At 66.5% G+C, this 14003-nt stretch carries 8 protein-coding genes; 5 read left to right on the plus strand and 3 right to left on the minus strand.

Annotation, left to right across the window (positions count from 1 at the left end):
- The first annotated feature begins 19 nt into the window (after positions 1–19).
- From WH303_RS04675 to WH303_RS04695, 5 genes are all read left to right on the plus strand, one after another.
- On the plus strand, positions 20–1819 hold the full coding sequence (locus WH303_RS04675; RefSeq protein ID WP_339517203.1) for a VRR-NUC domain-containing protein: 1800 nt from the start codon (positions 20–22) through the stop codon (positions 1817–1819).
- Positions 1816–4146, plus strand: coding sequence for an ATP-dependent DNA helicase (locus WH303_RS04680; RefSeq protein WP_339517204.1), 2331 nt, complete (start codon positions 1816–1818; stop codon positions 4144–4146). Before WH303_RS04675 ends, WH303_RS04680 begins: the two co-directional genes overlap by 4 nt.
- Before the next feature lie 82 nt (positions 4147–4228).
- Positions 4229–6373 (plus strand): TonB-dependent receptor family protein, encoded by a 2145-nt coding sequence (locus WH303_RS04685; RefSeq protein ID WP_339517205.1) that lies wholly within the window; start codon positions 4229–4231, stop codon positions 6371–6373.
- A 366-nt stretch (positions 6374–6739) separates the two neighbouring features.
- Positions 6740–7414, plus strand: coding sequence for a DUF2760 domain-containing protein (locus tag WH303_RS04690; RefSeq protein WP_339517206.1), 675 nt, complete (start codon positions 6740–6742; stop codon positions 7412–7414).
- A 3-nt stretch (positions 7415–7417) separates the two neighbouring features.
- Positions 7418–9274: an Hsp70 family protein gene (locus tag WH303_RS04695; protein ID WP_339517207.1), complete on the plus strand. Its 1857-nt coding sequence runs from the start codon at positions 7418–7420 to the stop codon at positions 9272–9274.
- An 87-nt stretch (positions 9275–9361) separates the two neighbouring features.
- On the opposite strand, the gene WH303_RS04700 is transcribed toward WH303_RS04695, so the two are convergent.
- The 3 genes from WH303_RS04700 to WH303_RS04710 all read right to left on the minus strand — a co-directional run bounded on the left by WH303_RS04700 (position 9362) and on the right by WH303_RS04710 (position 13988).
- Complete coding sequence (locus tag WH303_RS04700; RefSeq protein ID WP_339517208.1) at positions 9362–11161, minus strand: DUF5979 domain-containing protein; 1800 nt, start codon at positions 11159–11161, stop codon at positions 9362–9364.
- Positions 11162–11701: 540 nt separating this feature from the next.
- Positions 11702–12928, minus strand: a complete 1227-nt coding sequence (locus tag WH303_RS04705) for an acyl-CoA dehydrogenase family protein (RefSeq protein WP_339517209.1) — start codon at positions 12926–12928, stop codon at positions 11702–11704.
- A 19-nt stretch (positions 12929–12947) separates the two neighbouring features.
- Complete coding sequence (locus WH303_RS04710) at positions 12948–13988, minus strand: aldo/keto reductase (RefSeq protein WP_339517210.1); 1041 nt, start codon at positions 13986–13988, stop codon at positions 12948–12950.
- Positions 13989–14003: the final 15 nt, after the last annotated feature.

Raw genomic sequence — 14003 nt, forward strand, 5'->3', positions numbered from 1 at the left:
ACACCGCATCCGACCCCCCATGCTGGCCCCCCACCGCTACTACTACCTGCACAACTTCGAGCGCGCGCTGCAGTGGCTGGGGCAGCGCTATGGCGATGTGCTGGACGCGCAGGAGCAGCAGTTTCTGGCGGACTTTGCCCAGGCCCCCATGCCGTCGCAGGCGCTGATGGTGCGCATGCTGATGCGGCGCGGGCCCTGGTTCCGCGCCGACAAGCTGGTCTACGACGAAATCCCCGATGTGCATGCCGCCGCACAGCCCTTGCTGGCGCTGGGCTGGATCGATGCCGATGCCGACATGGCGTTGGCCGAGCTGTTTGCGCTGCACACCAAGCCCGAGCTTCTGCAGATCTTTGCCAACGCCGGCTTGGCGCGCTCGCTGCGCAAGGCGGAGATGCTGGCCCAACTAGTTCAGCAGTCTGATCCAGGTACCGAGCAAGAAGCCCAAGAGCAGCTGCAGCCCTACCACCGCTGGCACCCGCATGCCGAGCATGCCGCCTGGCGCGTCACCGTCGGCGAGCTGGCCGAGGGCCTGCGTCTGATGTTCTTTGGCAATTTGCACCAGGACTGGTCAGAGTTTGTGCTGGCCGACCTGGGCATCTTCAAATACGAGACGGTGGCCTTTGATGCGCAGTCGCGCGCCTTCCAGACCCGTGCCGATGTGCAGGGCTACCGCCAGCTGCAGCAGTGGCGCCAGGCGGTGGATGAGGACGAAGACCGCCAGGCCTTGATGGACGCGCTGACCGCCTGGCGCAGCGCCAACCCCTGGCTGCAGCAGCGCCATGCCAAGGTGCTGCTGCGCCTGGGCCAGGCCTGCGAGCGCAGCCAAAGCTGGGCGCTGGCCGAGCAGGCCTATGCCGCCAGCCGCTATCCGGGCGCGCGCCACCGCCGCATGCGCGTGCTCGAACGCATGGAGCGCTTTGACGAGGCCCTGGCCTTGGCCAGCGCCGCCGCGCAGCAGCCCGAAAGCGATGAAGAAAGCCAGCGCCTGGCCCGCATGCTGCCGCGCCTGCGCCGCCACCTGGGCCAGGGCAGCGCCAGCCGCCGCGCGTTGAAACCCGAGGTGGCGCAGCTGCGCGAGGATGTGGCCCTGGACCGGGTGCTGCGCATGCCACGCACAGCGCCCGGTCTGGCGGCGATGGATGCGTTGAGCGATGCGGCTGCCCTGGAGGCCGCCTTGCGCGCAGGCGAGGCCATGAACGCCGCCGAGGCCACCGAAGGTCTGCGCCTGATGCCGGTGGAATACGCCTTGCGCGACCACTGGCACCGCGACGATGCGCCGGTGTTTTATGTCGAGAACGCGCTCGTCAATTCGCTGTTTGGCCTGCTGTGCTGGCCGGCGATTTTTGCGCCATTGCCGGGGGCGTTTTTTCATCCGTTCCAGGCGGGGCCGGCTGATGTCTATGCGCCCGATTTTGTCGCGCGGCGTGCGGCGCTGTTTGAGGCTTGTCTGGCGACCTTGGACGACGGCAGCTACGCCGATGTAATCCGCCAGCGCTTTGCCGACAAAGCCGGCCTGCAATCGCCCTTTGTGTTTTGGAGCACGTTGACGGAGGCGCTGCTGGACCATGCGCTGGCCTGCATACCGGCGGCCCACCTCCAACTTCTGTTCCAGCGCTTGCTCGGCAACCTGCAGGCCAACCGCACGGGCTTTCCGGACCTGGTGCGCTTTTGGCCGCAAGAGAGGCGCTACCAGCTGGTGGAGGTCAAAGGCCCTGGCGACAAGCTGCAGGACAACCAGATCCGCTGGCTGGAATACTGCGCCGCCCATGGCATCCCCGTGGGCGTCTGCCATGTGCAGTGGCGCGAGGCGGGCGCATGAGCTACACCGTGGCGGTGCGCGCCTTGTGCGAGTTCACTGCCCGCGCGGGCGATCTGGATTTGCGCTTTACGCCGGCGCCATCGGCACTGGAAGGCATAGAAGGCCATGGCCTGGTGCGCGCCCGCCGGGGTGTTGGCTATGAGGCGGAGCTGCGCCTGGCAGGCCGCTTTGAAGACCTGCAGGTGCGTGGCCGCGCCGATGGCTTTGACCCGGCCCTGGGTCAGCTCGAAGAAATCAAGACCTACCGGGGCCAGATCGACAGCGTGCGCGACAACCACCGCGCCTTGCACTGGGCGCAGGCCAAGGTCTACGGCCACCTGCTGTGCCTGGAGCGGGGCCTGCCCCGCTTGAAGGTAGCGCTGGTCTACTTCAATGTCGGCACGCAGCAGGAGACGGTGCTGGTCGAACATTACAGCGCCCCCGAGCTGCAGGCATTTTTTGAGCAGCAGTGCCGCTTGTTTTTGGACTGGGCGCGCAGCGAGGCCGCGCACCGCAGCGCGCGGGATGCGGCGCTCACCGCGCTGCGCTTTCCGTTTGCGCAGTTCCGCACCGGGCAGCGGGCGCTGTCGGTGGCGGTGTACCGCACGGCCCAGGCGGGCTTGCAGGCGGGTGGCGGCAGCTGTTTGATGGCGCAGGCGCCCACCGGCATTGGCAAGACCGTGGCCACGATCTTCCCCATGCTCAAGGCCAGTGCGCAAGAGGGGCTGGACAAGCTGTTTTTTCTGACCGCCAAGACCACCGGCCACCGCCTGGCCTTGCATGCGCTGGGCCTGTTGCAGACGGCGTTGCAGGGCCAGACGGGCGCGGTGCCGCTGCGCGTGGTCGATCTGCAGGCGCGCGACAAAAGCTGCGAGCACCCGGACAAGGCCTGCCATGGCGAATCCTGCCCGCTGGCCCAGGGCTTTTATGACCGGCTGCCCGCCGCCCGCGCCCAGGCCCTGGCGCAAGAGCCGATGCTGACGCCCGACAAGGTGCGCAGCCTGGCGCTGCAGCACCAGGTCTGCCCCTATTACCTGACCCAGGAGCTGGCGCGCTGGAGCGATGTGGTCGTTGGCGACTACCACTACTTTTACGACAGCGCAGCGATGCTGTATGCGCTGACCCAGGCGCACCAGTGGAAGGTGGGCGTGCTGGTGGACGAGGCCCACAACCTGCTCGAACGCGCGCGACGCATGTACACGGCCGAGCTGCCGCAGCACACCCTGGCTGCGGCGCGCAAGGCGGCAACCGGCCCGGTCAAGAAATCGCTGGATGCCTTGAACCGCCAATGGGCGGCCCTGAACAAGGCCCAGCACGAGGGCGGCCAGGACTACCAGGTCTATGCCGAGCTGCCGCCCGGCCTGCTGGGCGCCGTGCAGCGCGCCGTGGCCGCCATTGCCCAGGCCCAGGGCGACAGCCCCATGCTGCCGGGCGACGCGGTACTGGGCTTTTACCTGGAGGCCCTGTCCTGGCTGAACCTGGCCGAGCAGCTGGGGCCGCATGCGCTGTTTGATATCAGCCTGTGGGGCAACGGGTTGGGCAGCGCAGCCTCCGGCCGCCGGGGGCCGATGTCCACGCTCTGCATCCGCAATGTGGTGCCCGCGCCGCACCTGGCTGCGCGCCATAGCGCCGCCTGTGCGTCGGTTCTGTTCTCCGGCACGCTGGGACCGCAGGCCTTCTACCAGGATCTGCTGGGCCTGCCGCCCGCCACGCACTGGGTCGATGTGCCGTCGCCCTTCCTGGCCGCGCAGCTGCAGGTGCAGATTGCGGGGCATATCTCCACCCGCTACCAGGACCGGGCGCAGTCGCTGGTGCCGATTGCCGAAGTGGTGGCGGCGCAGTTTGCGCGCCAGCCGGGCAACTACCTGTGCTTTTTCAGCAGTTTTGATTATTTGCAGCGTGCGGCCGAATGCATGCAGCGCCTGCAGCCCCAGCTGCCGCTGTTCTGCCAGACCTCGGCCATGGACGACGCCGGGCGCGCCGCCTTTTTGGCGCGCTTTGACGAGGCTGGGCAGGGCATTGGCCTGGCCGTGCTGGGCGGGGCGTTTTCAGAAGGGGTGGACTTGCCGGGCAACCGGCTGATTGGCGCCTTTATTGCCACCCTGGGCCTGCCCCAGGTCAACCCCATCAACACGCATATGCAGCAGGCCATGGCCCAGCGCTTTGGCGCTGCCAAGGCCTATGACTACACCTACCTCTACCCGGGGCTGCGCAAGGTGGTGCAGGCTGCTGGGCGGGTGATTCGCAGTGAGGATGACCGGGGCGTGGTGGTGCTGATCGATGACCGCTTTCACCGTGCCCAGGTGCGCGCGCTGCTGCCCAGCTGGTGGCAGCCGCAACGGTGGTAGATTGGGGTTTCTCAGAGGAGAGCAGGGGTTTATGTACCAAATTTCCCATAGCTTGAGACGCTGTAAGAGAATAGCGGCCTCTATGCCGATCCAAGCCTTTTCTCTCTCGCCCCTGCGCCCTGTGGCCGGGGCTGCTGCGCTGCTGTGCGCCCTGTCCGCCGCTGCGCAGACCGCACCAGCAACCCCCTCCACCGCTGAAACCCCCGCTGCTGAAGCCACCTTGCCGACGGTGTCGGTGCGCTCAGCCGTTGGCACTGCCGATCTGCTGCAATTGCCGGCATCGGCCAATGTGGTGGAAGGCCGCGAGCTGCAGGATCGGCAGATGCAGGTCAACCTGTCCGAAGCGCTGGGCAGCGTGCCGGGCCTCACCCTGAACAACCGCAACAACTACGCCCAGGATCTGCAGCTGAGCGTGCGCGGCTATGGCGCACGCTCCACCTTTGGTGTGCGCGGCGTGCGCCTGTATGTCGATGGCATACCGGCGACCATGCCTGATGGCCAGGGCCAGACCTCGAATGTCGATATCTCCAGCCTGGAGCGGGTGGAGGTGCTGCGCGGCCCGTACTCGGCGCTGTACGGCAATGCCTCGGGCGGTGTGCTGAGCTTTTACACTGAAGACCCGCAAGGCCCGCTGAAGCTGGAGACCGGTGTGAGCGTGGGCAGCGATGGCCAACAGCGCTACAGCCTGAAGGCCAGCGGCCAGACGGAGGGCGGCATGGGCTATGTGCTGAGCACCAGCCGCTTCATGACCGATGGCTACCGCGAGCACAGCGCGGCCGACCGCAACCTGCTCAATGCCAAGCTGGTGATTCCGCTGGCGCATGACGACAAGCTGACCCTGGTGGCCAACCACACCCGGGGCGATGCGCAGGACGCGCAGGGCCTGACCATGGCGCAGTGGCAGGCCGATCCGCGCCAGGCCAGCAGCGTGGCCGAGCAGTACAACACGCGCAAATCGCTGGAGCAGCAGCAGCTGGGCGCCACCTATGACCTGCGCATCAACGCCCAGCAAAGCCTGAGCCTGTCGGCCTACTACGGCCACCGCAGCATGCTGCAGTACCAGTCCATCCCCAAGGCGCCACAGCTGGCGCCCGGCCATGCCGGCGGCGTGATCGACATGGCGCGCGACTATGCCGGTGCCCGTCTGGTCTGGGTGGGTGAGTTCGACACCATCGTGCCGCTGCAACTGAGCGCCGGGCTGGATCTGCAGCAGATGACCGAGAACCGCCAGGGCTACGAGAACTTTGTCGGCGACACCTATGGGCTGCGCGGCCAGCTGCGCCGGGATGAGAAAAACAAGGTCAGCAGCACCGACCCCTTTGTGCAGGCGCGCTGGCAGCTGGCGCCCCGCTGGAGCCTGGACACCGGCCTGCGCTACAGCCGCGTGCGCTTTAGCTCGGACGACTACTACATTACCCCTGGCAATGGCGACGACAGCGGCAGCAGCCGCCACAGCAAGCTGCTGCCGGTGGCTTCGCTCTCCTACCAGCTCAGCCCGCAGCAAACCGTCTACGCCAGCGTGGGGCGCGGGTTTGAGACACCGAGCATCACCGAGATGTCCTACCGCAACAGCGGCTCGGGCCTGAACACCGATCTGCGGCCCACCAGCAGCACGCAGTGGGAGCTGGGCTACCGCCAGCAGCTGCGTGGCGATGCGCTGCGCGGGCTCTGGAGCGCGGCACTGTTCCAGTCGCACAGCAGTGACGAGATCGTGACCGACCAGAGCGCTGGCGGCCGCACCACCTACCGCAATGCCGGCAAGACCCGGCGCCAGGGCCTGGAGCTGTCGGCCCAGCTGGATCTCATGCGTGACTGGCAGCTGCGCGCCGCCTACACCTGGCTGGATGCGCGCTTTCGCGAGGATTCGGGCAGCGGCATCGCCGGCCAGCGCCTGCCCGGCCTGGCACGCCACAACGCCTACCTGGGCGCTGACTGGCACTTTGCCCCGGCCTGGACCGTCGGCATGGGTGTGCAGGCCAGCTCCAATGTGCAGGCCAACGATGCCAATACCCAGGCCGCCCCGGGCTACGCCACCACCGCGCTCAGCCTGGGCTACCGCGCGCAGATCGCCCCGCGCTGGACCCTGGCCGCCTTTGCACGGGTCAACAATGTGTTCGACAAGAACTACATCGGCTCGGTCATCGTCAATGACGGCAACCAGCGCTATTTTGAAAGCGCAATGGGGCGTAACTGGGCCAGTGGTGTCAACGTCAGCTACCAGTTCTAAGCGCCACTAACACGACCCTTGATACGTCGTTGCCAAGCCTTGCCGTACTAAAGTACTGTCTGCGGCTTGGCGCCTAGTCGGGGACGCCTAGTCTCAACCGCAAACCTTTGGTTTGCTGGGCCGTGTTAGCGGCTTTGAGCGTCCATCCACCGCCCCGCCGGCGCTCCCGGCTTGCTGGTGCATCGCACGGGGACATAGGGCCAGCCGGTAAAATCCCCGGTTTTGCGGGCTGGCCGCTGGCTGTAGATGCCGGGCCCAGTGCTTGCCGCAAACCCCATTTTTAAAACCACCCGCCTGCGCGGTGCAGTTGCCCGGCCCTGGCCGCGCAGCGCGCCAGCGTTCTGGCGGGTGTCTGTTGGTGCCTCCATGAACAACACCCCCCCATCTTTTTTCAGCCGTATCGCCATTGCGATCGGCAGCTTTTTCGCCATTTTGGGCAATGGCCGCCTGGCGGCTGATGTGCAGCGCGTGCGCGGCGGTGAGCGCCTGGCGGCCGATGTGCCGCCCCAGGAAGTGCGTGTCGAAGTCCCGGTCGAGAAGATCGTCGAAGTCCGCATCGAAGTGCCTGTCGAGAAAATCGTCGAGAAGACGGTAGAAAAGCGGGTCGAAGTACCGGTGGAAAAGCTGGTCGAGAAGCTCGTGGAAAAGACCGTGCAACTGCCCACCGAGACCGCTGCTTTGCAGCTGCTGGGCCTGCTCCAGCGTGAGGCCCGCTTTGTCGACTTTATCCAGGAAGACGTGGCGCCCTACACCGATGCCGAGATTGGCGCCGCCGCCCGCGTGGTGCACGAAGGCTGCCGCAAGGTGCTGCGCGAGCATTTTGCGCTGGCCCCTGTGCGTGCCGAGGCAGAAGGCAGCCGCATCACCTTGCAGGCCGGCTTTGATGCCGCAGCCGTGCGCCTGACCGGCCATGTGGTGGGCCAGGCCCCGTTCACCGGCACCCTGGGCCACCGGGGCTGGCAGGTGACCGAGGTCAAGCTGCCCCAGCTCACCGACACAGCGGCAGCCAAGGTGCTGGCCCAGGCCGAGGTGGAGCTCTAAACCATGCAAGCACCTGCCCAATTCAGCATCGGTATCGACCTGGGGACCACGCACTGCGCGCTGTCCTATGTGGACAAAAGCGCCAGCGATGGCGAGCACCTGGTCCAGCATATGCTGGCCATTCCCCAGCTCACGGCGCCCGCCAGCATCGAGGCGCGGCCTTTGCTGCCCTCGTTCTTGTACCTGCCCCATGAGAGCGAGCTGAGCGCCGCCGACATGGCGCTGCCCTGGGGCGCGCAGCAGGATTTTGTCGTCGGCGAGTTTGCCCGTTCGCGCGGCGCGGCCACGCCGATCCGCCTGGTCTCCAGCGCCAAGAGCTGGCTCTGCCACCCCGGTGTGAACCGCCGCAGCCCGCTGCTGCCGGCCGACGCACCGGCCGAGGTGCACCGCGTATCGCCGCTGACGGCCTCCATCCGCTACCTGTCGCACCTGCGCTGGGCCTGGGAGCAGGCCCACCCCGAGGCGCCGTTTGATGCGCAGGACATCACCGTCACCATCCCCGCATCCTTTGACCCGGCCGCACGCGAGCTGACGGCCGAGGCCTGCAAGGCGGCGGGCTTTCAGAAGCTTAGCTTGCTCGAAGAGCCGCAAGCGGCGCTCTACAGCTGGATCCAGGCCAGCGGTGGCGACTGGCGCAAGCAAGTGCAAAGCGGCGATGTGATCCTTGTCGTCGACGTGGGCGGTGGCACCACCGACCTGTCGCTGATTGCGGTGCTCGAGCGCGATGGCAACCTGGCCTTGCAGCGCGTGGCCGTGGGCGAGCACATCCTGCTGGGTGGCGACAACATGGACCTGGCCCTGGCCTATGCCGTGGCGCGCAAGCTGGCGCAAGAGGGCAAGCAGCTCGACGCCTGGCAAACCCGCGCACTGGCCCATGGCTGCCGCGCCGCCAAGGAGCAACTGCTGTCCGATGAGGCACTGCAATCCGTGCCCGTGGTGGTGCCCAGCCGGGGCGCCAAGCTGATCGGCGGCAGCATCCGCACCGAGGTGACCCGCAGCGAAGTGCTGGCCACCCTGGTCGAAGGCTTCTTCCCCCAAGTGGCCGTCAGCGACAAGCCCATCAGCCGCGCGCGCGGCGCGCTGACCCAGCTGGGTTTGCCCTATGCGCAAGACGCCGCCGTCACCCGCCACCTGGCCGCCTTCCTGTCGCGCCAGGCCGGCGTGACCGAGCAGATCGACGGCCTGCAGGGCACCCAGCCCGAAGGCGCGAGCTTTTTGCACCCCACGGCGATCCTGTTCAACGGCGGCGTGCTCAAGGCCCCGCAGATCGAGCAGCGCATCACCGAGGTGCTGAACAGCTGGCTGGCTGCCGAAGGCGCCGCGCCCGCACGCCTGCTGGAGGGCGCCAACCTGGACCTGGCTGTCGCCCGTGGCGCCGCCTACTACGGCCATGTGCGCGAAGGCCGAGGTGTGCGCATCCGGGGCGGCACCGCGCAGTCCTACTACGTCGGCGTCGAGTCCAACATGCCTGCGATCCCCGGCATGGAGCCACCCATGTCTGCGCTGTGCCTGGCACCGTTTGGCATGGAAGAGGGCAGCGAGGCAGCCCTCGATACGCAGGAGTTTGGCCTCGTCGTGGGCGAGCCGGTGCGCATGCGCTTCTTTGGCTCCAGCGTGCGCCGCAGCGATGCCGTCGGCACCATGCTCGACTTCTGGGGCCCCGAAGAACTGCTGGAACTGCAGGAGATCGAGCTGAACCTGCCCGCCGAAGGCCGCGCCAAGGGCGAGGTCGTCCCCGTCACCCTGCTTGCCCGCGTCACCGACATCGGCACCCTGGAGCTCAATGCCGTGCCGGTGGGTGGCAGCGAGCGCTGGAAGGTGGAGTTGGATGTGCGGGCGCAGGTGACGGCTGAGCAGTAAGCAGCGCTCTTCTGCCCAGCGCAGCCCCCAGAAAAAATGCCACCGCGAGGTGGCATTTTTACGTGAGGGCAGTGGCGTGCGGCGTGGTCACACCGTGCGACGGCGCGTGCGGCGCATACCCATCAGCGCCATGCCCAGCGACAGTGCGCTGACGGCCCAGGTGCCCAGGCTTGGCACTTGCTTGAGCGTCCCCGTATCGGTGGGGGTGGCGGTTGAGACCAAGGTGTTGGTGATGGTTGCGGTGTTGGCACCGGCGGCAATGGCCGCAGGCTGGGTGTAGCTGGGTTCGGCCCAACGGTAGCCCGCAGGGGCAGTGGGCAGCGCGCCTTCGGCCACCGTGCAGGCGCTGCCTTGCTGGATGGTGATGGGGGCAGCGCTGCCCTGGTTGGCCGCCACCACCAGGCTGCCGCTGAAGGACGTTGCCGGGCCGGTGCAGCTCACGGTAAACGGAATCTCACCGGCAAAGGGCGCCGCGCCTGCGGGTCCGGTGACTACCTTGTTCACGGTCAGCTGCGCAGCGGCGACAGAGCGCAGGTACCAGTTGCCATCGTCTGCGTCACGCACCAGTTCGTAGCGGATGCCGCCGGCGTCCAGGAAACCGTCTGGCAGCGCAAAGACACTGGCCGCCGAGCTGGCTGCGCCGCCGGTCACGCGCACCACCAAAATGCCTTTGCCGGTGGTGAAGGCCGGCGCGCTGGCCGCATCGGGCAGCACCGAGAGCAGGGTGGGGCTGCCACCTGCCGCTGTCGCATTCACCTGCAGCACATCACTCACCGAGGTGGAGCCATCGTTGAGCACGGTGTTGAGCACCAGGCTGCCGCCATTGGCGGTGTAGGTACCCGCCAAGGCCAGGGTGTTGTTGGGGCTGGCATCGCTGCGAGCGAGCGACACGATGCCCCCGGCATTGCTCAGGTTGCCCGTGGCTGCCAGGCTGGGCAGCAAGGAGGCATCGAGCAGCGCATCGCTTTGCAGGTTCAGCACCGTAAAGGACGAGGCGGCGGTGGCCTCCCACAAGGCGGCGCGGTTCAGGTTCAAGGTCAGCTGACCGCCGCTCGCCAACTGGCTGCTGCCCTTGTAGTGGCCTTCGTTGCCGGTGTAGGTGGCCGTGCTGGTGGCATCGGCGTTCCAGACCACCGGGGCCGTCGTGGCGGTGACTGCATCCAGGCTGGTACTTCCGCTGGCCGAGAGGTAGTTGAAAGAGCTGCCCTGCGCGTTGACGACAAGGCCCGAGCCTGCGCTAAAGCTGCCATTGCTGCGCAGTTGCAGGCCAATGCCTGCGGCACCCGATGCGGTGATGGTGTTGCCCGCCAGCGGCCACCCAGCAACGCCGCCGATGCGGATATCCACGGCTGCAGCACCCGCGCCTGCCACCGTCACGCTGGTGGCACCATTCAGGGTGACTTGGGAATTCGTCACCACGACGCCTGGCGTGAGGCCCGAGGCGGCTGCCGTGTTGACCGTGGTGGTACCTGTAACGGTGGTGGTTCCGCCCTGGCTCCATAGCGGTGCGAAGTTGCTGCTGTAGTAGTTGGACTGGAAATCCAGTGTTAAATTGCCACCCACGGTGACCACGCCTGCACCCACATACAGGCCTGAACGGGTGCCGCCTTGGCTGGTGATGCTGAGGTTTTGCTGGTAATCGGAGGTGCCTGCGTTGTTACGGACCCCGTCACGGGTGTTGGCGCTGGAAGGCGGCACCGTGTTAGAAGTCACCGTGGTATTTCCCTGGAAGGTCACCACGCCCGTTCCTGCTTTTTCAATACCCGCTGCATTGTTGGAGCCACTGGGCTTGTTGACGGTGACATCTTTCAGGAAGTTAGCAATGCCGGCACCGGTGACATAGATGCCACGGCTGTTATTTCCGTTGGTGTCGGTAACGGTCAGCACACCATTGACCGTTGTGTTGCCTGATGCCTGTACCAAGCCTGACCCCCCCAGTCCGTTAACGGTCACTGCTATCGGGTCCGCGGTGTAAACGCAGGTGGAGCCTCCGTCCTGGATGGGCGAGGTATAGGAGGAGGCTGCCAGATTGGCAGGACAGGCGGCCAGAGCCAGCTGAGGCACTACAAACAGGCCGGCAATCAAGCTGCCGCGCAGGGTGGCCTTGCCCAACGGTGTGCCCGCAAGGGGATAACTCAGATGCGAAGTCGCAGATTCAGAAGCGAGGTGCATGGCGTTTGTAAAAATTTACTTAATAGGTAATTTTTACAAGATATACGCAACAATTTAATTTAGCTAGATCGCTTTTCCGGAAAAGCACGGAAAGAATGTGAATTTTCTTGAAATCAATATATTTATTGATTTTTCAATTGATATGTGTAGACAAGCGCCATGGCAACCCTGTTTTGGCGCTACCCCATGGCAGAGAAGCCGACGTTGCAGGCATTGTCACCGGCCTACATCCAGCAACGCTGGCGCCATGCACGGCTAAAACACCCGCCCTTCCTCCAAATGCGTCCGCGTGCCATTGAGCACATAGTCCCCCACCACCCGGGTTTTGTGCAGCAGCGGGTTGTGGCTAAAGATCGTGCGCAGGTTGCGCCAATGCCGGTCCAGGTTCAGCTGGCGCGAGGTGGCGGAGGCGCCGCCTACTTCAAACAGGCGCTCGCCGGCATTCAGCGCCAGGCGGCTGACGACCAGCTGGGTCTGGGCGGTGGCCAGCGCGCCTTGCAGGACGACATCGTCCGCGCTTTGCGGCGCATGCACGATGGCATAGGCGCCCTGGTCCAGCTGGCGGGCGTTGGCGGTGATCAAGGCATCGATCGCATAGCTGGCGGCGGCCAGCTCGCCGACGACGGCCTGCACAAAGTGGTCGTCGCGTGAGCGCTCGGCCGGGCTGTGCATCGCAGGCCGGCCCAGCTGCAGCACATAGTGGCGCGCATCGGCCAGGATGTTGCGCACAATGCCGGCGGCAGTGGCCACCAGGATCAGCTGGCGCAGCGCAGACGCATGGCGGCCCGCCAAGTTGTCGCGCGCGCCGGGGCTGATTTCGTCGTCATAGACCAGCACATTGTTCAGCTCCAGGCTGCCGCTGGCGGTCAGCCGCTGGCCCATGCCGTCCCAGTCGTCCAGCACCCGCACACCTTCGCGCTGCACGGGGATCACGGCATTGACGCCCTGGCCCTCGTCATTGGTGGCAAAGACATTGAAGTAATCCGCATAGGCCGTGCCGGTGGCGTAGTACTTCTTGCCATTCAAGCGGTGGTGCAGCCCCTCGCGCAGCAGGGTCGAGGTGCTGATGCCGGCGCGCGCCGTGCCCAGCTCGGTAAAGGCGCCACCAAACAGCTTGCCCTGCAGGGCCCAGGCGTTCTGGCGCTGGGCCAGGGGCGAGGGCTTGGTATCCAGCCGCAGCAGCTCGGTGGTGTTGAAGTGGGTGCGCAGCGCATGGGCCACGTTGGAGTCCGCTGCGGCCAGGGTGCTGACCACCTCGACCACATCGGCGACCGATCCGCCCGGCCCGCCCTGTTCGCGGCCAATGCGCAGCCCCCCCAGGCCCGAAGCGCGCAGCAGGTCAAACGCCGCCCAGGGCGGCTCGCGCTGCAGCTCGCGCTGCGCGGCGCCTTGGCCGATATCGGCAGCCAGCTGGGGCAGGCGGGCCAGCAGGTCATCGCGGCTGGGGTGGCGGGAGCGCAGGGGAGGAACCGAGGCATTCATGGCGGTGCACCTGTTGGGTTTAAGCGGCCGCTGACGCGGGGGCCTGCGTAGCTGCCACATAGGGCACACGGCCTTCGACCGGGTGGCCGGGGTCGGTAAAACCCAGGGTCGAGGGGTGGCCGGCGGCCACCAGGCGGTTGACCAGGGCCTCGTCATCAGCAGTGAACTGGTAGTCCAGCGCGCGGATATAGCCATCCCATTGCTCCGGCGTGCGCGGGCCGGCGATGGCGGCGGTCACCAGGCGGTTGTTCAGCACCCAGGCCAGCGCAAAGTCCACCGGGCTGATGCCGCGCGCGTCGGTGTGCTTTTTGATCTCGGCGGCAATGTCGAGGGACTCGGGGCGCCACTCGGTCTCGAGCATGCGCTTGTCCAGCCGCGCGGCGCGCGAGCCGGGCTCGGCCGCTTCCACATTCGGGTACTTGGCGGTCAGCACGCCCCGGGCCAGCGGGCTGTACGAGACCACGCCCAGGCCATAGGCGGCGGCAGCGGGCAGTTGCTCGGCCTCGGCCGTGCGGTTGACGATGTTGTAGAGCGGCTGGCTGGCGATGGGCCGGTCAATGCCTTCGGCGTCTGCCAGGTGGGCCACCTCGGCAATGCGCCAACCGCGAAAGTTGGACAGCCCAAAATAGCGCAGTTTGCCGGCGCGTACCAGGTCGCCAATCGCGCGCACCGCCTCGCCCAGCGGCGCATCAAAATCGGCGCGGTGAAAGTAGAGCAGGTCGATGTAGTCGGTGCCCAGGCGGCGCAGGCTGTTGTCGACCGACTCGATGATCCATTTGCGCGAGGTGCCGCGCCGGTTCGGGCCCTCGCCCAGCGGGTTGCCGAACTTGGTGGCCAGCACCCAGTCATGGCGATCCTTTGCCAGCGCCCGGCCCACGACTTGCTCGGTCAGGCCCTTTTGGTAGACGTCGGCCGTGTCGATGAAGTTGATGCCCTGGGACTTGGCCTTGGCGATGATCGCGTGCGCGGTCTGCTCGTCGGTGGGCCCGCCAAACATCATGGTGCCCAGTGCGAGGCGGGAGACTTTGAGGCCGCTGCGGCCGAGATAACGGTAGGTCATGGCAAAAGAAAAAAC

Source organism: Comamonas sp. MYb69 (assembly GCF_037479315.1).
GTDB lineage: Bacteria > Pseudomonadota > Gammaproteobacteria > Burkholderiales > Burkholderiaceae_C > Comamonas.